Origin of the sequence: Salmonella sp. NW645, from assembly GCF_051703725.1 — a bacterium.
Lineage (GTDB): Bacteria > Pseudomonadota > Gammaproteobacteria > Enterobacterales > Enterobacteriaceae > Salmonella > Salmonella enterica.
The window spans coordinates 64,885-89,661 of record NZ_JAMMKR010000009.1 but is presented as its reverse complement, the minus strand read 5'-3'; the positions used below and the strand labels follow the sequence as shown (position 1 = coordinate 89,661).

Genomic DNA, 24,777 nt, shown 5'->3' with positions numbered 1-24,777 from the left:
TTTACCGGATGGCGGACAACGCGCGCGCCATCCAGCCCCATCGCATTACTTACTTCAAATCCGCATCGTCAAAGCTGAAACCGGTATCCGGCATAATCCAGAAACCGGTCAAATTTTTACTGTGCGCAGAAACCAATTTCTCCACCACCAACGGTATCCAGGGCGACTCTTTCCAGATAATATCCTGCGCCTCTTTGTATAATCGTGTTTTCTCCTGCGGATCGTTGGTCTTTAAGGCCGCCGCCAAATCGCTGTCGACCTGCTTGTTGCTGTAAAAAGCGGTATTAAACTGCGTCGGCGGCCAGTTTTGTGATGCGAAGAGCGGCGATAACGCCCAGTCAGCTTCGCCCGTCGACGCCGACCAGCCGGTATAGAACATTCGCACGCCGCTCTCTTTTTGCCCTTTGCCCTCAACTTCCGCGGCGCGCTGGCCAGCGTCCATCGCGGTTATCCGGGCTTTAATGCCAATCTGCGCCAGTTGCTGTTGGGTAAACTGCAACACTTTTTGCGCGGTGCTATGGTTGTGCGATGACCACAGCGTGGTACTGAAACCGTCTGGATACCCCGCCTCTTTCAACAGTTCGCGCGCTTTAGCCGGATCATAGGGCCACGGCTGATAGCTTTGCGCATAGGCTATCGACGGCGGCACCACGCCCGTCGCCGGCGTGGCGTATCCGGCAAACGCCACTTTAACCAGCGCCTGACGATTGATAGCGTAATTCAACGCCTCACGCACCTTAGGATTATCAAACGGCTTCTGCGTCACATTCATACTGATGTAACGCTGCATAATAGACGGGCTGGCGACCAGTTCGAGGTTTTTATTTTTCGCCAGTAACGCGGCCTGCTCATAAGGGATAGGAAAAGCAAATTGCGCTTCGCCGGTTTGCAGCATCGCCGCGCGGGTATTGTTGTCAGTAACCGGACGCCAGGTAATAGAATCCAGCTTGGGTAAGCCCTGCTGCCAGTAACCAGCGAACTTTTTCACTTTGACAAAGTCGGTCTGATTCCAGGTTTCAAGCTGGTATGGACCGGTACCGACCGGATGAAAACCAATATCCTTGCCATATTTTTCCAGCGCTTGCGGCGAGATCATCGCCGTCGCCGGGTGCGCCAGAATATTAATGAAAGCGGAGAACGGCTGTTTCAGGGTAATTTTTACCGTTGCCGGGTCGACAACCTCCGTTTTTGCGATATTTTTATACAGGTTATAACGCTTGAGGTGGTTATCCGGATTGCTGGCGCGATCGAGATTCGCTTTCACCGCCGCCGCATCAAAATCCGCGCCGTCCTGAAATTTCACCCCCTGCCGTAGGGTAATGGTGTAGGTCAGACCGTCATCAGAAACGGTATAGCCTTTCGCCAGGACGTTTTTTACCTTCATGTCTTTATCCAGGCCAAACAGCCCCTGATAAAATGACTTCGCCACCGCCTGCGAGAGCGTATCGTTGGCGTCATACGGATCGAGCGTGGTGAAATTAGACCCTACCGCCACCACCACATCTTTGGCCGCCAGGGCCGGAAAAGCCGCAATGGATGAGGCCAGTCCCAGCGCCGCCAGCCATTTATGCGTAATAAATTGCGTCATGTTGTTCTCCTGAAACCCTGCCTGTCTGAATGTTATAAGCGCGAGAGCGCATTATCCTGCAGCGGCCGCGCAACATAATGTCCCGGCCCGACCAACTGTAATGAAACGGCGGGCGTCTCTTCGCCACGTTTATGAATATTGCTGGGTATATCATCTGATAGCAGAACGCGCCGCGGCCGGTGTCTGGAGGGATCGGCAACCGGCACCGCCGCCATCAATTTACGCGTATAAGGATGCTGCGGATTTTCAAAAACGGCGCGCCGCGGCCCCATCTCAACAATTTGACCAAGATACATCACCGCTACGCGATGGCTAATTCGCTCCACGACCGCCATATCATGCGAAATAAACAGGTAGGCGATCCCCATTTCCCGTTGTAAATCGAGCAATAAATTAATGATCTGCCCGCGAACGGAAACATCCAGCGCGGAGACAGCCTCATCAGCAATAATCACTTTAGGATTCAATGCCAGCGCGCGAGCAATGCAGATGCGCTGACGTTGACCACCGGAAAACTCATGCGGATAACGCCAGGCATGTTCAGGACGTAATCCGACACGCTCAAGCAACCAGGCCACGCGCTTTGCCGCAGCGTCCCCCTGCCCCAGGCCATGAATCCGTAAAGGTTCCATAATGGAATACCCCACGGTCTGGCGCGGGTCGAGCGAGGCGTAAGGGTCCTGGAAAATACATTGAATATCGCGGCGCAACGGCTGGAGTTTACCCGCAGACAGCGTGTCAATGCGCTGGCCGTTAAAGATAATCTCCCCCTGCCGGGATTCAACCAACCGCAGCAGCGCGCGTCCGGTCGTCGATTTTCCGCTACCGGACTCGCCCACCAGCGATAGCGTTTCGCCCGGCCAGAGATCGAAACTGATATTCTCAACGGCATGAACTTCACGCGTAACGCGGTTAAAGAGACCGCTACGCAGCGGGAATCGCGTCACCAGCCCCCGAACCTGGAGAATAGGCTCGCCTTCCACCACCGTGTCTTGCTCAATCTGCGATTCATAAAGGGCCGGTTCGTCAGCGGAAATCAACGGGAAACGGCGTGGCAGCGAGTGGCCGCGCATCGCGCCAAGCTGAGGGACGGCGGCCAGCAACGTTTGGGTATAAGGATGCGTCGGCGCATGGAAAATCTGCTCTACGCTGCCGGTTTCCACGGCCTCGCCTTGATACATCACCAGCACGCGATCGGCAATATCCGCCACGACGCCCATGTCGTGGGTGATAAAAATCACGCCCATCGACATCTCTTGCTGCAACACTTTGATAAGTTGCAGAATTTGCGCCTGGATAGTGACATCCAGCGCCGTGGTGGGTTCATCGGCAATCAATACCGCCGGACGGCAGGATAGCGCCATCGCGATCATGACTCGCTGGCGCATCCCGCCGGAAAGCTGATGCGGATAACGCGATAAAATCGCCTGCGACTCCGGGATCCGTACCTGATCGAGCATACGTTTCGCTTCCGCCAGCGCCTCTTCGTGGCTGGCGCCCTGATGCAAACGAATAGATTCGGCAATTTGCTCGCCAACGGTAAACACCGGGTTGAGCGAGGTCATTGGCTCCTGGAAAATCATGGCGATATCCGCGCCGCGCACACGCCGCATCTGCGCGTCACTCTGCTCAGACAACTCAATCACCTGGCGATTACGCCGACGCAACAGCATTTCGCCGCAGCGCACGTTCGCGCCCGACTGCTCAATCAGCCGCATTAACGCCAGCGCCGTCACCGATTTTCCCGATCCCGACTCGCCGACAATCGCCAGAGTCTCTCCACGCTTCAGGCGTAATGACACATTACGCACGGCGTCTATCTGTTGCCCTTCGTGGTGAAACGCGATATTCAGGCCACTGACGGACAGAACATCGCGGCTATCCAGCTCATCGCTGTGCGGCACCTGCGGCTCCTTATTCCCGGTAAATTCCTGTGGTAGGGGTATCCTCGGCATATCCCCAGGCGCGATACATCCCTTCGCTGTTAAACGGCAACGCGACATTACCTTCGTGATCAACGGCGATTAATCCACCGCTGCCGCCCAGCGCCGGTAATTTTTCCATCACCACGCGCTCACAGGCATCGGCAAGGCTGAGTCCGCCATATTCCATCAATGCGGCGATATCGTAAGCCGCGAGCGTGCGAATAAAGACCTCTCCCGTTCCGGTACAGGAAACGGCGACGCTGGCGTTGTTGGCATAACACCCTGCGCCGACCAGCGGGCTGTCGCCGACGCGCCCGGGCAATTTATTGGTCATCCCACCGGTAGACGTTGCCGCCGCCAGATTGCCGAATTTATCCCGCGCCACCGCGCCGACTGTACCCATTTTTTTCGTTTCGTCCAGCGGCGCGCCGCTGTGATCGAGCGCCATTTCGCCCGCCGCACGCGCCGCCAGCAATTGCTCGTAACGCGCCGGGGTGGAAAAGATATCCGGCGAAACGCGCGCCATCCCCTGTGAAAAGGCAAAGTTTTCCGCCCCTTCCCCCACCATGAGTACATGCGGGCTGCGCTCCATCACCAGTCTGGCGGCGAGCACAGGATGGCGAACATGACTCACGCCCGCGACGGCTCCGGCTTTCAGGGTATTGCCGTCCATCACGCAGGCATCCAGTTCATGAGTCCCGTCTCGGGTATAGACCGCGCCGATACCCGCATTGAAGAGCGGACACGCTTCCAGCAGGCGCACCGCTTCCGTCACTACATCAAGCGCGCTGTCACCTGCTTCCAGCATCTTTTGCCCGCTTTCGACAATCTCTGACAGCGCCTGGATATAGCGTAGCTCCTGCTCATGGCTCATTTGCGCGCGAGCAATCGCGCCTGCGCCGCCGTGAATCGCAATCACTGCTTTATTCATTTTTAGGGTCCATTAACGGTGGCACACAACTTTTACTATAACTATCAGAATTGTTGTGAGTTATTCATTCGATTTTTGAATATAGAAAGATGCGTAAGGTATGTAAAGGCACAAGGCCGTCTCTAAGACCGAGGTAGCATACTGCCCGCCACTGTTTTCTGACATAATAGCCGGATTCGATTTTGCCTCGCAGGAGTATGTTCATGGAATTTTCCGCCGGATTGATGCCGCTTGAAACGGCGCTGACCCAGATGCTTTCACGTATTACCCCGCTCACCGCCGTAGAAACGTTGCCGCTGGTGAACTGCTTTGGCCGCATCCTGGCGACCGATATCGTTTCTCCCCTCGATGTTCCCGGCTTTGATAATTCAGCTATGGATGGTTATGCGGTACGTGTGGCGGATTTGTCCGCCGATAAGCCGCTACCCGTCGTCGGCAAAGCATTTGCCGGTCAGCCTTACCAGGGAGAATGGCCTGCGGCAACCTGCATTCGCATTATGACCGGCGCCCCGGTGCCGGCAGGTTGCGAGGCGGTAGTCATGCAAGAGCAGACGGAACAAACCGATGATGGCGTGCGTTTTACCGCCGATGTTCGTTGCGGACAAAACATCCGCCGCCGCGGCGAGGATATTCGCCAGGATGCGGTGGTCTTTCCGGCCGGTACGCGCCTGACTACTGCCGAACTGCCGGTGCTGGCGTCGCTGGGAATTGCCGATGCGCAGGTTGTACGTAAAGTGCGCGTAGCGCTGTTCTCGACCGGCGACGAGCTCCAGCTTCCGGGCCAGCCGTTGGAGGCGGGGCAAATTTATGACACTAACCGTCTAACTATACATTTGATGCTGCAACAGCTTGGCTGCGAAGTGATCAATTTAGGCATTATTCCTGACGATCCCGGTAAGATTCGCGCCGCGTTTATCGACGCCGACAGCCAGGCCGATGTAGTGATAAGCTCCGGCGGCGTCTCGGTTGGTGAAGCGGACTATACCAAAACCATCCTTGAGGAGTTGGGCGAAATCGCCTTCTGGAAGCTGGCTATCAAGCCAGGCAAACCGTTTGCCTTCGGCAAACTCAGTAATAGCTGGTTCTGTGGCCTGCCGGGGAATCCAGTCTCTGCGGCGCTCACTTTTTATCAACTGGTTCAGCCTTTACTGGCGAAGCTTGGCGGCAACACGGCAAGCGCTGTACCGCCGCGCCAGCGTGTACGCACAACATCTCGCCTGAAGAAAACGCCGGGGCGTCTCGATTTCCAGCGCGGCATCCTGCAACGTAGCGCCAACGGCGAACTGGAGGTCACGACCACCGGGCACCAGGGTTCACATATTTTCAGCTCGTTTAGTCTGGGCAACTGCTTTATTGTGCTGGAGCGTGAACGCGGCAATGTTGAGCCGGGAGAATGGGTGGAAGTCGAGCCGTTTAATGCTCTGTTCGGAGGCCTGTAATGGCGGAACTTAGCGACCAGGAGATGCTGCGCTATAACCGACAAATTATTCTGCGCGGCTTCGATTTTGAAGGGCAGGAAGCGTTAAAAGAGGCGCGGGTATTAGTGGTCGGGCTGGGCGGACTCGGCTGCGCGGCAACGCAGTATCTGGCCGGCGCTGGCGTCGGGCAACTGACGCTACTCGATTTTGATACCGTTTCCGTTTCCAATCTCCAGCGTCAAACCTTGCACAGCGACGCCACGGTCGGGCAGCCAAAGGTAGAGTCCGCCCGCGACGCGCTGGCGCGAATCAACCCGCATATTACCATTACGCCCGTTAACGCGCGGCTGGACGACGACGCTATGACCAGCCTGATTGCCGGGCATTCGCTGGTACTGGACTGTACCGATAACGTTAGCGTACGTAATCAACTTAACGCCGGGTGCTATACCACGAAAGTGCCGCTAATCTCCGGCGCGGCCATTCGTATGGAAGGACAAGTTACCGTCTTTACGTATCGGGAAAACGAACCCTGTTACCGCTGCCTGAGCCGCCTGTTTGGCGAAAACGCTCTGACCTGCGTAGAGGCAGGGGTGATGGCGCCGCTGATTGGCGTGATCGGTTCGCTACAGGCAATGGAGGCCATTAAGCTGCTGGCGCATTACGGTCAGCCTGCCAGCGGAAAAATCGTCATGTACGATGCGATGACCTGTCAGTTCCGCGAAATGAAGTTGATGCGCAACCCCGGCTGTGAGGTCTGCGGTCAGTAGTCACTTTACGGATAAACATACCGAAGCACGGTTTATGGCCGTGCTGTATCAACAGATAATTACTGTCATCAGACGCAAAGCCAGCTTACCCAAGCTCCGACTGACGATCGGCTCAAGCAGCGCGGCATCATCTTAAACGCCATATCACAGCCTCAAACCGTGATGTTGTACCTCATTTAACGCCTCTTTATCAGAACCTCTCCATTCGTTGACGCACATCAAGATAACTTTCATTCGAAAGTAATTTAATCTTTATATGAAATAAGAGAGGCCGTTTATGATCTTCAATATTCAGCGCTATTCTACCCACGATGGCCCCGGTATCCGTACCGTAGTATTTTTCAAAGGCTGTTCGTTGGGCTGTCGCTGGTGCCAGAACCCGGAAAGCCGCGCCCGCGCTCAGGATCTGTTATACGACGCGCGGCTGTGTCTCGAAGGATGCGACCTGTGCGCGCAAGCCGCGCCGGACGTCATTGAGCGCGCGCTAAACGGCCTGCTCATCCATCGCGAGAAACTGACCGACGCCCATTTTTCCGTCCTGGCGCATTGCTGCCCCACACAGGCGTTAACCGTGTGCGGCGAAATAAAAAGCGTGGATGAGATCATGGCGACGGTACTGCGCGATAAACCTTTTTACGATCGCAGCGGCGGCGGTCTTACGCTTTCCGGCGGCGAACCGTTTATGCAGCCGGAGCTGGCGGCAGAGCTGTTTAAAGCCAGCCATGACGCCGGTATTCATACTGCGGTTGAGACCTGTCTGCATGTCCCATGGAAATACATTGCGCCCTCACTGCCTTATATCGATCTGTTTCTGGCTGATTTGAAGCATGTCGCCGACGGGCCGTTTAAGCAGTGGACCGATGGCAGCGCCTCGCGGGTGCTGGAAAATCTCAGGAAACTCGCCGCCGCGGGCAAAAAAATGGTGATTCGCGTCCCGCTGATTCAGGGATTTAATGCCGATGAGGAGGCCATTAAAGCCATTACCGACTTTGCCGCCGACGAACTGCACGTCGGGGAAATTCATTTTCTGCCCTACCACACGCTGGGCATCAATAAATACCACTTACTCAGTCAACCCTATCATGCCCCGGATAAACCACTGGATGCGCCGGCGTTACTCGATTTTGCCCAGAAGTACGCCTGCCAAAAAGGTTTAACCGCGACCCTACGAGGATAATTATCATGACCCAACTGAAACTGGACACGCTCAGTGACCGCATTAAGGCGCACAAAACCGCGCTGGTACATATCGTGAAACCGCCGGTCTGTACCGAACGCGCGCAGCATTATACCGAAATGTACCAGCAGCATCTGGATAAACCGATTCCGGTACGCCGTGCGCTGGCGCTGGCCCATCACCTGGCGGAACGCACTATCTGGATAAAACACGATGAACTGATCGTCGGCAACCAGGCAAGTGAAGTCCGCGCCGCGCCGATTTTCCCGGAATATACCGTCTCGTGGATTGAAAAAGAGATCGACGACCTGGCGGACCGGCCCGGCGCAGGTTTTTCCGTAAGTGAAGAAAACAAACGTATTCTGCACGACGTCTGTCCGTGGTGGCGCGGTCAAACCGTCCAGGATCGCTGCTACGGCATGTTTACCGATGAACAAAAAGGGCTTCTGGCGACTGGCATTATCAAAGCCGAAGGCAATATGACTTCCGGTGACGCGCACCTGGCGGTGAACTTCCCGCTACTGCTGGAAAAAGGGCTTGATGGCCTGCGCGATAAAGTCGCCGAGCGCCGCTCACGCATCAACCTGACCGTGCTGGAAGATCTGCATGGCGAGCAGTTCCTGAAGGCGATTGATATTGTGCTGGACGCGGTAAGCCAGCACATCACGCGCTTTGCCGCGCTGGCGCGCCAGATGGCAGGCGAAGAGTCCCGTGAAAGCCGTCGTAAAGAGCTACTTACCATCGCCGAAAACTGCGAGGTGATCGCCCACCAACCGCCGCAGACCTTCTGGCAAGCACTGCAATTGTGCTACTTCATCCAACTGATTCTACAAATTGAGTCTAACGGTCACTCGGTGTCATTTGGTCGTATGGACCAGTATCTTTACCCTTATTATCGTCGCGATGTCGAACTAAACCAGACGCTGGATCGTGAGCACGCCATTGAACTGCTGCACAGCTGCTGGCTGAAACTGCTGGAAGTAAACAAGATCCGCTCCGGTTCGCACTCTAAAGCTTCCGCAGGCAGCCCGCTGTATCAAAACGTCACCATTGGCGGTCAGAATCTCATCAACGGTCAGCCAATGGACGCAGTGAATCCGCTGTCTTACGCCATTCTGGAGTCCTGCGGACGTTTGCGTTCTACCCAGCCCAACCTCAGTGTGCGTTATCACGCCGGAATGAGTAACGATTTCCTTGACGCCTGCGTCCAGGTCATCCGCTGCGGCTTTGGGATGCCGGCGTTTAACAATGATGAAATCGTCATCCCGGAATTTATCAAGTTGGGGATCGAACCGCAGGACGCTTACGATTACGCGGCGATCGGCTGTATCGAAACCGCCGTCGGCGGGAAATGGGGTTATCGCTGCACCGGCATGAGCTTTATTAACTTCGCCCGCGTCATGCTGGCGGCGCTGGAAGGCGGTCGCGACGCCACCAGCGGCAAAGTATTTCTGCCGCAGGAAAAGGCGCTCTCCGCAGGCAACTTTAACAATTTTGACGAAGTGATGGCCGCCTGGGATACCCAAATTCGCTACTACACGCGCAAATCGATCGAAATTGAGTATGTGGTCGACACCATGCTGGAAGAGAATGTCCACGATATTCTCTGCTCAGCGCTGGTAGATGACTGTATTGAGCGAGCGAAAAGTATCAAGCAAGGCGGCGCGAAATATGACTGGGTATCCGGTCTGCAGGTCGGTATCGCCAACCTGGGCAACAGCCTCGCCGCCGTGAAAAAACTGGTCTTCGAACAGGGCGTTATCGGTCAACAGCAGCTTGCCGCCGCGCTGGCCGATGACTTCGACGGTCTGACTCACGAGCAGTTGCGCCAGCGTCTGATTAACGGCGCGCCGAAGTACGGCAACGACGATGACAGTGTCGATACCCTGCTGGCGCGCGCTTATCAGACCTATATTGATGAGCTGAAGCAATATCATAACCCGCGCTATGGTCGTGGCCCTGTCGGCGGCAACTATTACGCCGGTACGTCCTCTATCTCAGCAAACGTGCCATTTGGCGCCGCGACCATGGCTACCCCGGACGGTCGCAAAGCGCATACACCGCTGGCGGAAGGCGCAAGCCCTGCATCAGGTACGGATCATCTCGGCCCGACGGCGGTGATTGGTTCCGTAGGCAAATTACCTACCGGTTCCATTCTCGGCGGCGTGCTGCTCAACCAGAAACTGAACCCAACGACGCTGGAAAACGAATCCGACAAACAGAAACTGATGGTTCTGCTACGGACGTTCTTTGAGGTGCATAAAGGCTGGCATATTCAGTACAACATCGTGTCACGCGAAACGCTGCTGGATGCGAAAAAACATCCGGACCAGTACCGCGATCTGGTCGTGCGTGTGGCAGGCTACTCCGCCTTCTTCACCGCGCTGTCGCCGGATGCGCAGGACGATATCATCGCCCGTACCGAACATATGCTGTAATTTGCCCTGGCGCCATCGGCAATATGTCCGAATTGCCTGATGGCGCTACGCTTAACAGGCCTGCGCAGGCCTGTTAATCAGAAGGGATCGGTGCCGTCAAGCACGGCCTGAATGACGTTGAGCGCGCCTTGATGGTTATTATCATCAGTGTGATAGCGTGAAAGCGCTTTGATATTGTCTGCAGCATTGCCCATGGCAAAAGAGTAATGCGCCATTTTCAACATTTCCGCATCATTACCGCTGTCGCCAATGGCGACGACATTCTGTGGCGACCTGTTCCAGCGCTTTAACAGACGACTGATGCCATTCGCTTTATGCAGTCCCGGGATAATCAGGTCGATAAAACCGAAGCCGCTGGTGACGGGCTTCATGATGCCATCCAGAGATACGTGCAGTTTGTCGATAACCAGCGGAATTTGTTCATCAGGCAAATTCAGGGAGAACTTAAACAGGATATCGTCAATGTCGTGATAATCGTTTACCGGCTGCAGGCGGTGATAATGTTTGGCCATCAGCGCCACGAAAGCCTCGGGAGCGTTTTTGCTGACATAAGCGCTTTTCAGACCACAGGCGACGAAGTTAAGCTGCTTATCCTTCAGCAGTTCGCCAATCACAATACGCGATTCATGCCGGGTTAGCTCCCCGTGAAACAACTGTTTGCCATGTTCATACACCAGCGCGCCATTTTCTGCGACGAAGGAAATTTCGTCTTTCAGCTCGGGGAAGAAGGAGATCAACTGGTAGTACTGATTACCGCTAGCGACCACAAATTCGATATTACGTTTTTTCAGTTCCTGGTATTGCGCCATGAAGCGTACACGATCGTACTGCTTGGCATCGTCGAGAAAAGTGCCGTCCATATCGGTAACGACAACGTTAACGGTCATACTTAAGCTCCTGGCTGTAACTGCGACCAGAAACATTTTAATAACAATGTGAGCAGAACCACAAATTTATTTCGAATGAAAAGTGGCTGAACGAAAGGAATAGCCGCATAAGACATTAAGGCGTCCTGGCCACCTTACGTTTTCCTCTCGCTTCCCTCTTTGTGTTCCCCTCAATATTTTAAACTTGCATTAACCTTATTTTAACTTAAAGTATCACATGTAACTAATTTTACTTTCGAACGAAAGATGATGAGGTTGATATGACGACTCCTTTTACCCACGAAACGCTGCCCGCCGACCCAAAAGCGGCCATTCGTCAGATGAAGCAGGCGCTACGCGCGCAAATCGGCGACGTACAGGCGGTGTTCGACCGTTTGAGCGCCACCATAGCAGCCCGGGTGGCGGAAATTAACGATCTGAAGGCACAGGGACAGCCGGTATGGCCAATTATCCCTTTTAGCGAACTGGCGATGGGCAACATTAGCGATGCCACCCGCGCCGAGGTTAAGCGCCGTGGGTGCGCGGTGATTAAAGGTCATTTTCCACGCGAACAGGCGCTGGCGTGGGACCAGTCGATGCTCGACTATCTGGACAAGAACCATTTTGACGAGGTGTATAAAGGACCGGGGGATAATTTTTTCGGTACGCTGAGCGCCTCCCGGCCTGAAATCTATCCTGTCTACTGGTCGCAGGCGCAAATGCAGGCCCGCCAAAGTGAAGAGATGGCGCTGGCGCAGTCGTTCCTCAACCGTCTGTGGCAGGTAGAGCACGACGGCAAGCGATGGTTTAATCCGGATATCAGCATCATTTACCCGGATCGCATCCGTCGCCGCCCGCCGGGCACCACATCCAAAGGACTGGGAGCGCATACCGACTCCGGCGCGCTGGAACGCTGGCTGCTACCAGCCTATCAGCAGGTATTCGCCAGCGTGTTTAACGGCAGCGTCGAGCAGTACGATCCGTGGAATGCGGCGCACCGTACCGACGTTGAAGAGTATACGGTGGATAACACCACAAAATGCTCGGTATTTCGCACCTTCCAGGGCTGGACCGCGCTCTCCGATATGCTGCCCGGTCAGGGGTTGCTTCATGTCGTCCCTATCCCGGAGGCGATGGCGTATATTCTGCTGCGCCCGCTGCTGGATGATGTCCCGGAAGATGAATTATGCGGCGTCGCGCCGGGCCGGGTGCTGCCGATTTCTGAACAGTGGCATCCTTTACTGATGGCGGCGTTAACCAGCATTCCGCCGCTGGAAGCCGGGGATTCCGTGTGGTGGCATTGCGATGTCATCCACTCCGTCGCCCCCGTCGAAAATCAGCAGGGCTGGGGCAATGTGATGTACATTCCTGCCGCGCCAATGTGTGAGAAAAATCTGGCCTATGCGCGTAAGGTGAAGGCGGCACTGGAGACAGGCGCATCACCGGGCGATTTCCCGCGCGAGGACTATGAAACCACCTGGGAAGGGCGCTTCACGCTGCGCGATCTGAATATTCACGGTAAACGGGCATTAGGTATGGACGTTTGACGGTCGTACCGCCCTGCCCGCTCACCTGCGGTGTGCCCTTTACCTGGGCGCACCCGTCTTACCGAACCGACGCGCCAGGATACGTTGGCCCGGTAAGCACAGCGCCACCGGGCGTCAGTGTTTAGCTTTCAATCCCTTTACTACGCAAATAATCGTCGTAGTTGCCGCTGAAATCCACCACGCGCTCCGGCGTAATTTCAATGACGCGGGTTGCCAGCGAGCTGACAAACTCACGGTCGTGCGAAACAAAGATCAGCGTGCCCTGATACAGCTCCAGCGCCATATTCAGCGATTCGATCGACTCCATATCCAGGTGGTTAGTCGGTTCGTCCATGATCAGGATATTCGGCTTTTGCATCATCAGTTTGCCGAACAGCATACGGCCCTTCTCGCCACCGGAGAGGACTTTCGCAGGCTTTTTGATATCATCCTGGCTAAATAGCAGGCGGCCCAGAATACTGCGCACTGCCTGCTCGTCGTCGCCTTCCTGCTTCCACTGACTCATCCATTCAAACACCGTCAGGTCATTTTCGAATTCATATTCGTGGTCCTGCGCGTAGTAACCAATACGCGCGTTTTCCGACCATTTAACGGTGCCGTGATCGGCGTCCAGATCGCCAACCAGCGTCTTCAGCAGCGTAGATTTACCCACGCCATTGGTGCCGAGTACCGCCAGCTTCTCGCCGACTTCGAGCAGCAAATTGACATTTTTAAACAGCGGACCGTTATCAAAACCTTTCGTCAGCGCTTCCACTTCCAGAGCGTTACGGAACAGTTTTTTATCCTGCTCAAAACGGATGAACGGGTTCTGACGGCTGGAGGCTTTCACCTCTTCCAGCTTGATTTTATCAATCTGCCGCGCGCGCGACGTTGCCTGACGCGATTTAGAGGCATTGGCGCTAAAACGGCTAACAAAAGATTGCAGCTCGGCAATTTGCGCTTTTTTCTTCGCATTATCGGCCAACAGACGTTCACGCGCCTGAGTCGCCGCCGTCATATACTCATCATAGTTACCCGGATAGACGCGCAAGTCGCCGTAATCCAGATCCGCCATATGCGTACAAACCATGTTCAGGAAGTGACGGTCGTGCGAAATGATGATCATCGTGCTATCGCGCTCGTTCAGCACCTGCTCCAGCCAACGGATAGTATCAATATCCAGGTTGTTGGTCGGTTCGTCGAGCAACAGGATGTCCGGATTAGAGAATAACGCCTGCGCCAGCAGCACACGCAATTTCCAGCCTGGCGCGACTTCACTCATCAGACCGTAATGCTGCTCCAGCGGGATGCCCACCCCCAACAGCAGTTCGCCCGCGCGCGCCTCAGCGGAATAACCGTCCATCTCGCCGTATTTTACTTCCAGATCGGCGACTTTATAGCCGTCTTCTTCGCTCATTTCCGGCAAGGCGTAGATACGGTCGCGCTCCTGCTTGACTTCCCACAGTTCGCCATGCCCCATAATGACAGTATCAAGTACGGTGAATGTTTCAAAAGCGAACTGGTCCTGACGCAGCTTACCGATGCGCTCATTCGGATCGAGGGAAACATTGCCCAGCGTCGGCTCCAGGTCGCCGCCGAGGATTTTCATAAAAGTGGACTTTCCGCTACCGTTGGCGCCGATCAGGCCGTAACGGTTGCCGCCGCCAAATTTGACGGAAATGTTTTCGAACAGCGGCTTACTGCCGAACTGCATGGTAACGTTGCTGGAAACTAACACAGGCTTATCCTGAAAAAAGATGTGACAAACCGCTTATTATGCCACAAGTCTGAAATAAGATCGCGCCCTGTACAAAGGGCTACACTGAACCGTAAGGGAAAAAAACGTGATTTCGTACACATCTGAATTCCCTGTTTACTGGAATGCACCTATAATGCGCTCCCAACATGACAGAATTCTCAACCTACTAGCCTGCTTGGCACAGAATCTCGCATAACATGAATATGAAATTAACAACGCTTTTCGCGGCGGCTTTCGCTGTAGTTGGTTTTTGTAAAACAGCCTCAGCAGTCACTTACCCGCTGCCTACCGATGGTAGCCGTTTAATTGGGCAAAATCAGGTCATCACCGTTCCGGAGGGCAATACCCAGCCGCTGGAGTATTTTGCCGCGGAGTATCAGATGGGGCTCTCCAACATGCTGGAAGCCAACCCTGGCGTGGATACCTTCCTGCCGAAGGGCGGTACCGTGCTGAATATTCCGCAGCAGCTGATCCTGCCGGATACCGTACACGAAGGCATTATCATTAATAGCGCGGAAATGCGCCTCTATTACTACCCGAAAGGCACAAACACCGTTATCGTCCTGCCGATTGGGATCGGTCAGTTAGGTAAAGACACGCCTATCAACTGGACGACCAAAGTTGAACGTAAAAAAGCCGGTCCGACCTGGACGCCTACGGCAAAAATGCACGCTGAATATCGCGCCGCCGGCGAGCCGCTGCCTGCCGTCGTGCCTGCGGGCCCGGATAACCCGATGGGCCTGTACGCGCTGTACATTGGTCGCCTGTATGCTATTCACGGCACCAACGCCAACTTCGGCATCGGGCTTCGCGTGAGCCACGGCTGCGTACGTCTGCGCAACGACGATATCAAATTCCTGTTTGAAAATGTGCCAGTCGGTACCCGCGTGCAGTTTATCGATGAACCGGTAAAAGCCACCACCGAGCCGGACGGTAGCCGTTACATTGAGGTGCATAACCCGCTGTCAACGACGGAAGCGCAGTTTGAAGGTAAGGAAGCGGTGCCGATCACGCTTAATAAGAGTATCCTGGCCGTCACCAACGAGCCTGACGTTGATCAGACCGTCGTACAACAGGCGGTTCAGGATCGTTCCGGGATGCCGGTTCGTCTGAACTGACAGACTCTGCCTGCGAAGCCCGATAGACACTATCGGGCTTCTCTTACGGCATCAGTTGCAATAATCCATATCCCACCAGCGCCGCCCATGCCAGCATCGGCAGCGAATAGAAATGAAATCGCCACCAGATTCGGCGATCGTTCGCCATCCGTAAAGCAATAAGATTTGCCAGCGACCCCGGCAGCAGACCAAACCCGCCGATATTCACCGCCCATGCCAGCAGCGTCGAGGCCGGTACATAGTTCAGCAGGAGAATGGTACTGGGCACATTACTGATAACCTGCGACAGGCCGATAGCGGTTAGCCAAAGTCCCAGGTGAGACAGTGCGCCAACCTGGTTGAAAACGCCCTGCAACGCCGGCAATTGCGTTAGCAGATGGACATCAATAAACATCGCCATAAATACCAGCAGCAGCGTCCAGTCCACGCTGACTATCACCCTGCGCGCCAGCACAATAAACCCAGCCGCCACCAACACCAGTCCCCATAACTCTTGCCTGAGCTCCAGCGCGGTAAGAAAAACGACATATAATGCCAGGCAACTCCACACCAGACGGGGCTGCCACTGCGGCGAACGCGTACCGGTATGATACTGTAACGCCCTACCCGGAAAACAAAACCAGCACAGGAGCAGTAACGTCAGCATCATCATGACGGCAAGCGGCGCCATTTGCCCGCTAAATTCAGCAAAGGTTAAGCCGGAGCGTCCCCACAACAGAATATTTTGCGGATTACCGACAGGCGTCAGCAGCGAACCGGCGTTCACCGCCAACGCTTCAAAAATAATCAATCGGTTGACCGGAATCGCGCACAGTTTTTTTAACGTTATCGTCAGCGGCACAACGATAAACAGCGCGACATCGTTTGTCAGAAAGGTCGACAGCGCCGCCGCAGCCAGCACCAGGAACATCGCCAGTTGCCGCTCGGTATGAAATCGGCGCGTCATCTTGCGTCCCAGCACATCAAAATAGCCGCTCAGCTCAACGCCTTTAGTGAGCAACATTAACCCACTGAGGGTAATAATGGTGTGCCAGTCAATCGCGCCAGGCCAGGCGCGGGGCGCAAAAGGAACAAACAGGCTTAGCGCCATCCCCACAATGATCAACAACTGAAAAAAACGGTCACGCCGCAGCGCCCGTAAAAAGGCCAGATTCATTCTGCAGATGTTCCATGCTGTTGCGTGAAGGCCAAAAAGGCATCCAATGTCTCCTGGCTGACATGGTGTTCCATCCCTTCCGCATCACGACGCGCGATCTCCGGGCTTACGCCTAATACCAGTAAAAAATTTTCGACAATTTGATGCCGCTCGCGGCTTTCCTGCGCCAGCTTCTCCCCTTCCGGCGTCAGAAAAACGCCGCGCCAGGGGATCATTTGAATAAATCCTAACGATGCCAGGCGCTTAAGCATTTTGGCCACAGTCGGCTGGGAGACGCCGAGCCGCGCCGCCATATCCACCTGACGCGCTTCCCCTACCTCAATAATTAAATCGGAAATCAGCTCAACGTAATCGTCTATCAACTCACGGCGATGCGCCTCTCTGACCTGACGAAATCCTTCAACGTGTTCTTCTACGTTCACCAATTGCGTCACTTTTTTTGTTGTTGGCGTACCTGCGCGACGACCCATTTTGCTTCCTCGTTTCTGTGACGCGTTAACGCGTCAGCTGACAGAGCGCTCATTGTAAACCAGAGTTGTCCGGGCACAAAAAATTAACGTTTTAGCAATAGCTATAAAACATAGCCTGTGCTATATCTGTATGTAATGCAGACATCCCTCACGGATCGATGGGATAGAAATATCAGGAGGTTTATATGAACGAATTTAAGAGGTGTATACGCGTGTTCAGTCACTCTCCCTTTAAAGTCCGGTTAATGCTGCTCTCTATGTTGTGCGATATGATCAACGGCAAACCGGAACAGGATAACCCTTCCACGAAATAAGGCGGCGGTGCGGTACGCCGCTTTATTTTGCATCCTCAACGGAAATGGCGCCCATTTCCCCTGTTTTTTGTGGTTTTGCTATTCTCTTCGCAAAACATTTTCTTTCCGGCGGTTGACCTTCTTACCCGCACGCTCTATCTTCTGGCAGCCCTGAATATTTTGCGACTCGCCGTTGCGAACCCAATACCTTTTTTACGCATAATCAGGCAGGTAATGACCCTTCGCGCCAGGGTTAGCACATGGCGTTTTTGCAATAGTGGCATATGAATTCAACCCTTATCGATTCACTTCTCGCCCGTCGTCGGACTGTAAGCCCGTGGGCGGGCCTCTACTTTTTACAGTCGCTGCTGATTAACCTCGCGCTCGGCTACCCCTTTAGCCTGCTTTATACCGCGGCGTTTACCTGCCTGTTGCTGCTGCTCTGGCGCTACCTGCCCCGCGGACAAAAAGCGCTGCTCGGCATTTGTTCGCTGGTAGCCGCTTGCTATTTTCCCTTTGGCCAGGCTTACGGCGCCCCGAACTTTAATACGCTGCTGGCGCTGCACTCCACCAATATGGAAGAGTCGAGCGAAATCCTGACCATCTTCCCGTGGTATAGCTACCTGACCGGACTTTTTATTTTTGCGCTGGGTATTATTGCGCTTCGCCGCCGAAAAGAAGAGGTCAGGCCGCGCTGGAATAGCCTCGACAGCCTGTGCCTGCTGATTAGCGTCGCGGCATTTTTCGTCGCGCCGGTACAAAATCTGGCCTGGGGCGGCGTTTTTAAGGTTATTGATACCGGCTATCCGGTTTTTCGCTTCGCTAAAGACGTTATCGTCAATAACAACGAAGTCATTGAAGAGCAGCACCGTATGGCGCAGCTATCCGGCATAAAAGATAGCTGGACGGTTACTGCGGTGAAACCCAGATATCACATCTATGTCGTGGTGATTGGTGAAAGCGCGCGACGGGATGCCATGGGCGCTTTCGGCGGCCACTGGGATAATACCCCCTTCGCCAGCCATGTGAATGGCGACTTCTTTATGGATTACATCGCCGCCAGCGGCTCAACGCAAAAATCGCTTGGTTTAACGCTCAATCGCGTGGTGGATAACAAACCGCAGTATCAGGATAACTTCGTCACGCTGGCTAACCGCGCCGGTTTTCAGACATGGTGGTTTTCCAATCAGGGGCAAATCGGCGAATACGACACGGCCATCGCCAGTATCGCCAAACGCGCCGATGAAGCGCATTTCCTGAAAAACGGCGATTTTGAAGCGGATAAAAATACTCGCGACGACGCGCTGTTAACCATGACGGCGCAGGTATTGGCGACAGAACGCACGCAACCGCAGTTGATTGTGTTGCATTTAATGGGATCGCATCCCCAGGCCTGTGACCGTACTCAGGGAAAATACGCGACGTTTGTCCAGTCGAAAGAGACGTCTTGTTATTTATACACCATGACGCAAACCGACGATTTGCTCCGTCAGCTCTATACTCAGCTTCGTCATAGCGGCGACAGCTTTTCGCTCGTCTATTTCTCCGATCACGGGCTGGCGTTTAAAGAGCGCGGCAAAGCGGTACAGTACCTGGCGCATGACGACAAATTCCAGCAAAACTTCCAGGTGCCGTTTATGGTGCTATCCAGCGACAGTAAAGCGCATCGGATCATTAAAGCTCGCCGTTCCGCGAACGATTTCCTGAGTTTTTTCTCGCAATGGACAGGAATTAGCGCTAAAGAGATCAAAAATCGCTATCGATTTATTTCGGAACAGAAAGCCGGGCCCGTTTATATCACCAATTTCAAATTACAGAAAGTGGACTATAACCATCTGGGCAGCGATATTTTTTCACTAAAATAATGCACGTTTCAGGCAAAAAAAAATCCGCCCCGAAAGGCGGATTTTTCATTTTCACCGACGTGATTAGAAGCGGTAACCCACGCCAGCAATCCAGGTGCCAACGTCAACGCTACGAATACGGCTCTGCTCGTAAGAGAAGTCCAGAGCAACATTTTCCATCGGGTTGAATTGCAGACCAGCGCCATAGGAGAAGCCATAATCGCTGGTGTCATGTTTGTAGGTTGGGTAATCGGTCGTCTGGAATTTACCGTAACCCACACCGACTACACCGTAGATGCTCGCCCAATCGTTCAGACGGTAAGCCGGGCCGGCAGTGATGCCGTAGTACTGACCTTTGTTGTAATCGCCCGCACCGTTAGTACGATCTTTTTCGGTGTAGGTGAAGGAACCGATTACGCCCAGCGGGTTGTCGTCCTGCTCATAACGATACTTCAGGTTAAAACCGCTCATTTTATTCGCTACGCCCTGCGCGTCGCTCTGAGCGTAACCACCGGTAACGGTAGAAGTAGCAGCTACTGCAGTACCTGCGGAAAAAGCCAGAACAGCGGCCAGTGCTGAAAGACATGCAATTTTTTTCATAACCACCTCAAATGTGCTTCAAGTAAGTCCTAAGTTTTAAATATATCAAAAATTAATGGGAAACTCTTTGCGATTCACGGTGTCTAAGGGCGCCTTTCATGTAACAGAACGTTTCCATATCGCGCTATCTTATTCAATTAACATCACTTTTCCGGCTGATTGCACCAATAATGCGCGTGCGGCGCGATACATTCATCCAGATTATTCCTAAACTAACAGTCTATTTATCCATCAATTTAAGTTCATTTTATGGAATCCTGGAAATTTTTTTTCAACGAATCCTCAACCGCCGCGGGGAATTTCCATTACACTGCCACCTTTACTCGTACTGACATTTTTTGACAGGAGAAAGGATGCCGGGGTCAACACGTAAACTACCAGTCTGGTTGCCCATTTTGGTTTTGCTCATTGCCATGTCCTCTATTCAGAGTGGCGCTTCACTGGCGAAATCGTTATTTCCTCTTGTCGGCGCGCCGGGCGTAACGGCGCTTCGTCTGGCGTTGGGAACGCTTATCCTTATCGCCTTTTTCAAACCCTGGCGTTTGCGTTTTGCCAAAGAGCAGCGGCTGCCTTTACTGTTTTATGGTCTGTCGCTGGGCGGGATGAACTATCTATTCTATCTGTCGATTCAGACGGTGCCGTTGGGTATTGCGGTCGCGCTGGAATTTACCGGTCCTCTGGCGGTCGCGCTGTTTTCATCCCGGCGGCCGGTAGATTTTATTTGGGTCGTACTGGCTGTGCTTGGGCTCTGGTTCCTGCTGCCATTAGGGCAAGATATGTCTCACGTCGATCTTACCGGGGCCGCGTTAGCGCTCGGCGCTGGCGCCTGTTGGGCTGTCTATATTCTTACCGGCCAGCGAGCAGGCGCGGAACATGGTCCGGCCACGGTGGCGGTAGGCTCGCTGATTGCCGCCATCATTTTCGTGCCGATTGGCGCAGTTCAGGCTGGCGACGCGCTATGGCACTGGTCGATTCTTCCCTTAGGGTTAGCGGTCGCTGTGCTTTCTACGGCGCTGCCTTATTCACTGGAAATGATTGCGCTGACGCGCCTGCCAACCCGCACCTTCGGTACGCTGATGAGCATGGAACCCGCGCTGGCCGCCGTTTCCGGGATGATTTTTCTGGGCGAAACGCTTACGGGCATACAAATCCTGGCCCTGTGCGCCATCATCGCCGCCTCAATGGGCTCTACCCTAACGATTCGCCGCGAACCGCAAATTAAACAAGTTGACGTAAAATAGTTTCTTATTCTGCATGATGTGCATAATCATGCAGAATATCACCTCGTTATTCACCTTTTATTATCGCGCTATTACTTCGTCATTTTTTGTCATATTTTTTCTCATTTTTTACATTAAAATGAGAATTATTACCCACTAAACAACAAACTAACATAACTAATTGATTTATAATTAAAATAAATATTAAATCTTGTCTGTACTATTAAAGTGATAGGTAAATTCAAAAAAGCAAAGTTAAAAACCGGTGCTATACTTATTTTCGTTAATTACCTGGGACACAAACATCAAGAGGATATGAGATTATGAGTACCGCTAAACTGGTAAAAACAAAAGCGTCTAATCTGCTTTATACCCGTAACGATGTATCAGAGAGCGATAAAAAAGCGACGGTTGAGTTGCTTAATCGTCAGGTGATCCAGTTCATTGACCTGTCGCTGATCACGAAACAGGCCCACTGGAACATGCGCGGTGCTAACTTTATTGCCGTTCATGAGATGCTGGATGGCTTCCGTACCGCACTGACCGACCATCTGGATACTATGGCCGAGCGCGCCGTACAGCTTGGCGGTGTGGCGTTAGGCACCACGCAAGTTATCAATAGCAAAACACCGCTGAAAAGCTATCCGCTCGATATCCATAACGTGCAGGATCACTTAAAAGAACTGGCCGATCGCTACGCTGTTGTCGCTAATGATGTTCGCAAAGCTATCGGTGAAGCCAAAGATGAAGACACTGCCGATATCTTTACCGCCGCATCACGCGACCTCGATAAATTCCTGTGGTTTATCGAATCCAACATCGAATAAATCTATCTCTACCCTGAATACTTCGAGTTGCAGGAAGGTACAAACGCAGCGAATCCGCAGGAGCCTGACTTCCGTCGGTAACTGAAGCGAACGCACCTGCAACTTGATGTACACAGGTATATAAGTCATCCCTATACCCCTGCCTGTCACAGGGGTTTTGCACTTAAATAGTGCACACGTCTTGTACTCCCCCTCAATAAAAGTGAATTATTTGTAATAATTACATCACACAATCGTTAATTAAAGATTGTTTTAACAACAATTTTTACGCTAAATAGACCCTGTATCTCTACTTTGTTATTCATGCACTAAATCAGTGCCCCGAAACGGTGCGGCATACTGGTTTTGCCCGACTTATTGTGCACAGGAATGATTCATGCTTCTGTTAAAACAATGAGTTACATAATTGGCATGATTTTTTCATTACGCTACATGTTCTCGCAGGGGATCGCCCCGTGGATAGAAAAGGAAATGCTATGAAGTCTCTATTAAAAGTTTCACTGGCTGCACTTACCCTGGCTTTTGCGGTGTCTTCGCACGCCGCGGATAAGAAACTCGTTGTGGCAACCGATACGGCGTTCGTTCCGTTTGAATTTAAACAGGGCGACAAATACGTCGGTTTTGATGTTGATCTGTGGGACGCTATCGCGAAAGAACTGAAGCTGGACTACACCCTGAAACCGATGGATTTCAGCGGCATTATTCCGGCATTACAAACCAAAAATATCGATCTGGCGCTGGCGGGTATTACGATTACAGACGAGCGTAAAAAAGCGATCGACTTTTCCGATGGCTATTACAAAAGCGGTCTGCTCGTGATGGTGAAAGCCAACAATAACGACATTAAAAGCGTTAAAGACCTCGATGGCAAAGTCGTTGCCGTGAAGAGCGGAACCGGGTCGGTGGATTACGCGAAAGCGAATATCAAAACCAAAGATCTGCGTCAGTTCCCGAACATTGATAACGCGTACATGGAATTAGGCACCAACCGCGCAGACGCCGTTCTGCACGATACGCCGAACATCCTGTACTTTATCAAAACCGCAGGCAATGGCCAGTTCAAGGCGGTAGGCGAATCACTGGAAGCACAGCAATACGGAGTTGCCTTCCCGAAAGGCAGCGATGAACTGCGCGAGAAAGTCAACGGCGCGCTGAAAACGCTGCGTGAGAATGGCACCTATAACGAAATCTACAAAAAATGGTTCGGTACAGAACCTAAATAAAACGACCTGATGTTGGCTTGTGGCCCGGTAGTGAGGACGCTCACCGGGCCTACAGCTCTTTCCGTGACGGATAAGACACTTTCACGCCATTTCCGCGCCGGATAGAGCATTTGACTATTTACACCACGGTAACAGGAACGACATATGCAGTTTGACTGGAGCGCCATCTGGCCCGCCATTCCGCTTTTGCTTGAGGGCGCTAAAATGACCCTGTGGATCTCGGTCCTCGGTCTGGCTGGCGGCCTGGTTATTGGACTGGCGGCAGGTTTTGCCCGTACGTTTGGCGGCTGGTTCGCCAACCACATCGCCCTGGTTTTCATTGAAATTATTCGCGGCACGCCCATCGTTGTCCAGGTCATGTTTATCTACTTTGCCCTGCCGATGGCATTTAATGATTTGCGTATTGATCCGTTCAGCGCAGCGGTCGTGACAATTATGATTAACTCCGGCGCTTATATCGCGGAAATTACTCGCGGCGCAGTACTATCCATTCACAAAGGTTTTCGCGAAGCGGGTCTGGCGCTGGGCCTTTCTCGCCGGGAAACCATCCGCCATGTTATTTTACCGCTTGCTCTGCGCCGTATGCTGCCGCCGCTGGGCAACCAGTGGATCATTAGCATCAAAGACACCTCGTTGTTTATTGTTATCGGCGTAGCCGAGCTGACCCGTCAGGGCCAGGAAATTATTGCCGGTAACTTTCGTGCCCTGGAAATCTGGAGCGCCGTGGCCGTCTTCTATTTGATCATTACGCTGGTGCTGAGCTTTATTTTGCGTCGTCTTGAAAAAAGGATGAAAATCCTGTGATTGAATTTAAAAACGTCTCCAAGCACTTTGGCCCCACCCAGGTGCTGCATAACATTGATTTAAACATCCGTCAGGGCGAAGTGGTTGTGATTATCGGCCCTTCCGGTTCGGGTAAATCCACGTTATTACGCTGTATCAATAAACTGGAAGAGATCACCTCCGGCGATCTGATTGTCGATGGTCTGAAAGTCAACGATCCTAAAGTAGACGAACGGCTGATTCGCCAGGAAGCCGGCATGGTGTTTCAACAGTTTTATCTGTTCCCGCATCTGACCGCGCTCGAAAACGTGATGTTCGGTCCTCTGCGCGTGCGCGGCGTAAAGAAAGAAGAAGCGGAAAAACAGGCGAAAGCTCTGTTAGCGAAAGTTGGACTGGCGGAACGGGCGCACCACTACCCCTCCGAGCTTTCCGGCGGTCAACAACAGCGCGTCGCCATTGCCCGAGCGCTGGCCGTGAAGCCGAAAATGATGCTCTTTGACGAGCCAACCTCCGCTCTGGACCCTGAACTGCGCCATGAAGTGCTGAAAGTCATGCAGGATCTGGCGGAAGAAGGCATGACCATGGTCATTGTCACTCACGAAATCGGCTTTGCCGAAAAAGTCGCCTCACGGCTGATTTTCATCGATAAAGGACGTATTGCCGAAGATGGCAGCCCGCAGGCGTTGATCGAAAACCCGCCAAGCCCACGTTTACAGGAATTTTTACAGCACGTCTCCTGAGATATCGCCCTTCCTGCCCTGCGGCAGGGAGGGCATCATGGAATAGTCCCATTTCATTTTCCCTTCCCTGCGCCATCTATACTTAGTGTTTTGCGTCTCTTTTCT

The 24,777-nt window shown here is 53.2% G+C and carries 21 protein-coding genes; 13 read left to right on the top strand and 8 right to left on the bottom strand.

All coding sequences use genetic code 11. The annotated features are described in order from the left end of the window. Window positions 1-49: 49 nt before the first annotated feature. The 3 genes from gsiB to iaaA are packed head-to-tail and all read right to left on the bottom strand — an operon-like array spanning window position 50 to window position 4,444. Window positions 50-1,588 (bottom strand): glutathione ABC transporter substrate-binding protein GsiB, encoded by a 1,539-nt coding sequence (gene gsiB / locus NA389_RS18375; protein ID WP_000191439.1) that lies wholly within the window; start codon window positions 1,586-1,588, stop codon window positions 50-52. A 32-nt stretch (window positions 1,589-1,620) separates the two neighbouring features. After that, the gene (gsiA, locus tag NA389_RS18370; protein ID WP_001120575.1) at window positions 1,621-3,492 is read right to left on the bottom strand and encodes a glutathione ABC transporter ATP-binding protein GsiA; all 1,872 of its coding nucleotides are present in this window, start codon (window positions 3,490-3,492) and stop codon (window positions 1,621-1,623) included. A 10-nt stretch (window positions 3,493-3,502) separates the two neighbouring features. Further along, on the bottom strand, window positions 3,503-4,444 hold the full coding sequence (gene iaaA, locus NA389_RS18365; protein ID WP_001030502.1) for a beta-aspartyl-peptidase: 942 nt from the start codon (window positions 4,442-4,444) through the stop codon (window positions 3,503-3,505). Between the two features lie 203 nt (window positions 4,445-4,647). Here iaaA and moeA point away from each other — a divergent pair, with 203 nt between their 5' ends. The 4 genes from moeA to NA389_RS18345 all read left to right on the top strand — a co-directional run bounded on the left by moeA (window position 4,648) and on the right by NA389_RS18345 (window position 10,247). Continuing rightward, window positions 4,648-5,883 (top strand): molybdopterin molybdotransferase MoeA, encoded by a 1,236-nt coding sequence (gene moeA, locus NA389_RS18360; protein WP_000395803.1) that lies wholly within the window; start codon window positions 4,648-4,650, stop codon window positions 5,881-5,883. Then, window positions 5,883-6,632: a molybdopterin-synthase adenylyltransferase MoeB gene (moeB, locus tag NA389_RS18355; protein WP_000829288.1), complete on the top strand. Its 750-nt coding sequence runs from the start codon at window positions 5,883-5,885 to the stop codon at window positions 6,630-6,632. Before moeA ends, moeB begins: the two co-directional genes overlap by 1 nt. A gap of 277 nt (window positions 6,633-6,909) precedes the next feature. After that, complete coding sequence (locus NA389_RS18350; RefSeq protein WP_000576938.1) at window positions 6,910-7,809, top strand: glycyl-radical enzyme activating protein; 900 nt, start codon at window positions 6,910-6,912, stop codon at window positions 7,807-7,809. A gap of 5 nt (window positions 7,810-7,814) precedes the next feature. After that, window positions 7,815-10,247 (top strand): glycyl radical protein, encoded by a 2,433-nt coding sequence (locus NA389_RS18345; RefSeq protein ID WP_000192661.1) that lies wholly within the window; start codon window positions 7,815-7,817, stop codon window positions 10,245-10,247. Between the two features lie 77 nt (window positions 10,248-10,324). Here NA389_RS18345 and NA389_RS18340 read toward each other — a convergent pair whose 3' ends face one another. Continuing rightward, entirely contained in the window at window positions 10,325-11,134 is an 810-nt protein-coding gene (locus tag NA389_RS18340) for a Cof-type HAD-IIB family hydrolase (protein ID WP_000217907.1), read from the bottom strand. 260 nt (window positions 11,135-11,394) lie between these two features. Between NA389_RS18340 and NA389_RS18335 the strand changes: the two genes are divergently transcribed. Then, on the top strand, window positions 11,395-12,660 hold the full coding sequence (locus NA389_RS18335; protein WP_000210953.1) for a DUF1479 domain-containing protein: 1,266 nt from the start codon (window positions 11,395-11,397) through the stop codon (window positions 12,658-12,660). A 121-nt stretch (window positions 12,661-12,781) separates the two neighbouring features. Here the strand turns inward: NA389_RS18335 and NA389_RS18330 are convergent, their stop codons facing one another. Next, window positions 12,782-14,377, bottom strand: coding sequence for an ABC-F family ATPase (locus NA389_RS18330; RefSeq protein ID WP_000961480.1), 1,596 nt, complete (start codon window positions 14,375-14,377; stop codon window positions 12,782-12,784). A 218-nt stretch (window positions 14,378-14,595) separates the two neighbouring features. Between NA389_RS18330 and ldtB the strand changes: the two genes are divergently transcribed. After that, window positions 14,596-15,516, top strand: coding sequence for a L,D-transpeptidase (gene ldtB / locus NA389_RS18325; RefSeq protein WP_001056404.1), 921 nt, complete (start codon window positions 14,596-14,598; stop codon window positions 15,514-15,516). Window positions 15,517-15,559: 43 nt separating this feature from the next. Here ldtB and NA389_RS18320 read toward each other — a convergent pair whose 3' ends face one another. After that, window positions 15,560-16,672, bottom strand: a complete 1,113-nt coding sequence (locus NA389_RS18320; protein ID WP_001046521.1) for an anion transporter — start codon at window positions 16,670-16,672, stop codon at window positions 15,560-15,562. Further along, window positions 16,669-17,142 (bottom strand): manganese-binding transcriptional regulator MntR, encoded by a 474-nt coding sequence (mntR, locus tag NA389_RS18315; protein ID WP_000533542.1) that lies wholly within the window; start codon window positions 17,140-17,142, stop codon window positions 16,669-16,671. The genes NA389_RS18320 and mntR overlap by 4 nt, the downstream gene beginning before the upstream one ends. Window positions 17,143-17,327: 185 nt before the next feature. Between mntR and mntS the strand changes: the two genes are divergently transcribed. Together mntS and NA389_RS18305 are read left to right on the top strand one after the other, a co-directional pair. After that, window positions 17,328-17,456, top strand: coding sequence for a manganase accumulation protein MntS (gene mntS / locus NA389_RS18310; protein ID WP_001001755.1), 129 nt, complete (start codon window positions 17,328-17,330; stop codon window positions 17,454-17,456). Between the two features lie 263 nt (window positions 17,457-17,719). Then, entirely contained in the window at window positions 17,720-19,300 is a 1,581-nt protein-coding gene (locus tag NA389_RS18305; RefSeq protein ID WP_001089333.1) for a phosphoethanolamine transferase, read from the top strand. A gap of 63 nt (window positions 19,301-19,363) precedes the next feature. On the opposite strand, the gene ompX is transcribed toward NA389_RS18305, so the two are convergent. After that, window positions 19,364-19,879, bottom strand: a complete 516-nt coding sequence (gene ompX / locus NA389_RS18300) for an outer membrane protein OmpX (RefSeq protein WP_000716763.1) — start codon at window positions 19,877-19,879, stop codon at window positions 19,364-19,366. A 353-nt stretch (window positions 19,880-20,232) separates the two neighbouring features. Here ompX and rhtA point away from each other — a divergent pair, with 353 nt between their 5' ends. The 5 genes from rhtA (at window position 20,233) to glnQ (ending at window position 24,672) form a co-directional block, all read left to right on the top strand. Continuing rightward, window positions 20,233-21,120, top strand: a complete 888-nt coding sequence (gene rhtA / locus NA389_RS18295) for a threonine/homoserine exporter RhtA (RefSeq protein ID WP_001119554.1) — start codon at window positions 20,233-20,235, stop codon at window positions 21,118-21,120. Between the two features lie 302 nt (window positions 21,121-21,422). After that, window positions 21,423-21,926, top strand: a complete 504-nt coding sequence (dps, locus tag NA389_RS18290; RefSeq protein WP_000100805.1) for a DNA starvation/stationary phase protection protein Dps — start codon at window positions 21,423-21,425, stop codon at window positions 21,924-21,926. Between the two features lie 476 nt (window positions 21,927-22,402). Beyond that, window positions 22,403-23,149 carry a glutamine ABC transporter substrate-binding protein GlnH gene (gene glnH, locus NA389_RS18285; RefSeq protein ID WP_000838671.1) on the top strand — a complete coding sequence of 249 codons (747 nt, stop codon included), beginning with the start codon at window positions 22,403-22,405 and terminating at the stop codon, window positions 23,147-23,149. Window positions 23,150-23,293: 144 nt separating this feature from the next. Beyond that, window positions 23,294-23,953: a glutamine ABC transporter permease GlnP gene (glnP, locus tag NA389_RS18280; RefSeq protein WP_001159075.1), complete on the top strand. Its 660-nt coding sequence runs from the start codon at window positions 23,294-23,296 to the stop codon at window positions 23,951-23,953. After that, the gene (gene glnQ / locus NA389_RS18275; protein ID WP_000569093.1) at window positions 23,950-24,672 is read left to right on the top strand and encodes a glutamine ABC transporter ATP-binding protein GlnQ; all 723 of its coding nucleotides are present in this window, start codon (window positions 23,950-23,952) and stop codon (window positions 24,670-24,672) included. The genes glnP and glnQ overlap by 4 nt, the downstream gene beginning before the upstream one ends. Window positions 24,673-24,777 lie beyond the last annotated feature (105 nt).

What these genes read in the sequence shown, in the direction of transcription:
- mntR (WP_000533542.1), bottom strand. Translation starts at nt 17,142, where the DNA reads ATGGGTCGTCGCGCAGGTACGCCAACAACAAAAAAAGTGACGCAATTG.
- NA389_RS18335 (WP_000210953.1), top strand. Translation starts at nt 11,395, where the DNA reads ATGACGACTCCTTTTACCCACGAAACGCTGCCCGCCGACCCAAAAGCG.
- mntS (WP_001001755.1), top strand. Translation starts at nt 17,328, where the DNA reads ATGAACGAATTTAAGAGGTGTATACGCGTGTTCAGTCACTCTCCCTTT.
- glnH (WP_000838671.1), top strand. Translation starts at nt 22,403, where the DNA reads ATGAAGTCTCTATTAAAAGTTTCACTGGCTGCACTTACCCTGGCTTTT.
- glnP (WP_001159075.1), top strand. Translation starts at nt 23,294, where the DNA reads ATGCAGTTTGACTGGAGCGCCATCTGGCCCGCCATTCCGCTTTTGCTT.
- gsiB (WP_000191439.1), bottom strand. Translation starts at nt 1,588, where the DNA reads ATGACGCAATTTATTACGCATAAATGGCTGGCGGCGCTGGGACTGGCC.
- rhtA (WP_001119554.1), top strand. Translation starts at nt 20,233, where the DNA reads ATGCCGGGGTCAACACGTAAACTACCAGTCTGGTTGCCCATTTTGGTT.
- NA389_RS18340 (WP_000217907.1), bottom strand. Translation starts at nt 11,134, where the DNA reads ATGACCGTTAACGTTGTCGTTACCGATATGGACGGCACTTTTCTCGAC.
- moeB (WP_000829288.1), top strand. Translation starts at nt 5,883, where the DNA reads ATGGCGGAACTTAGCGACCAGGAGATGCTGCGCTATAACCGACAAATT.
- dps (WP_000100805.1), top strand. Translation starts at nt 21,423, where the DNA reads ATGAGTACCGCTAAACTGGTAAAAACAAAAGCGTCTAATCTGCTTTAT.
- moeA (WP_000395803.1), top strand. Translation starts at nt 4,648, where the DNA reads ATGGAATTTTCCGCCGGATTGATGCCGCTTGAAACGGCGCTGACCCAG.
- ldtB (WP_001056404.1), top strand. Translation starts at nt 14,596, where the DNA reads ATGAATATGAAATTAACAACGCTTTTCGCGGCGGCTTTCGCTGTAGTT.
- ompX (WP_000716763.1), bottom strand. Translation starts at nt 19,879, where the DNA reads ATGAAAAAAATTGCATGTCTTTCAGCACTGGCCGCTGTTCTGGCTTTT.
- NA389_RS18345 (WP_000192661.1), top strand. Translation starts at nt 7,815, where the DNA reads ATGACCCAACTGAAACTGGACACGCTCAGTGACCGCATTAAGGCGCAC.
- iaaA (WP_001030502.1), bottom strand. Translation starts at nt 4,444, where the DNA reads ATGAATAAAGCAGTGATTGCGATTCACGGCGGCGCAGGCGCGATTGCT.
- NA389_RS18320 (WP_001046521.1), bottom strand. Translation starts at nt 16,672, where the DNA reads ATGAATCTGGCCTTTTTACGGGCGCTGCGGCGTGACCGTTTTTTTCAG.
- NA389_RS18350 (WP_000576938.1), top strand. Translation starts at nt 6,910, where the DNA reads ATGATCTTCAATATTCAGCGCTATTCTACCCACGATGGCCCCGGTATC.
- NA389_RS18305 (WP_001089333.1), top strand. Translation starts at nt 17,720, where the DNA reads ATGAATTCAACCCTTATCGATTCACTTCTCGCCCGTCGTCGGACTGTA.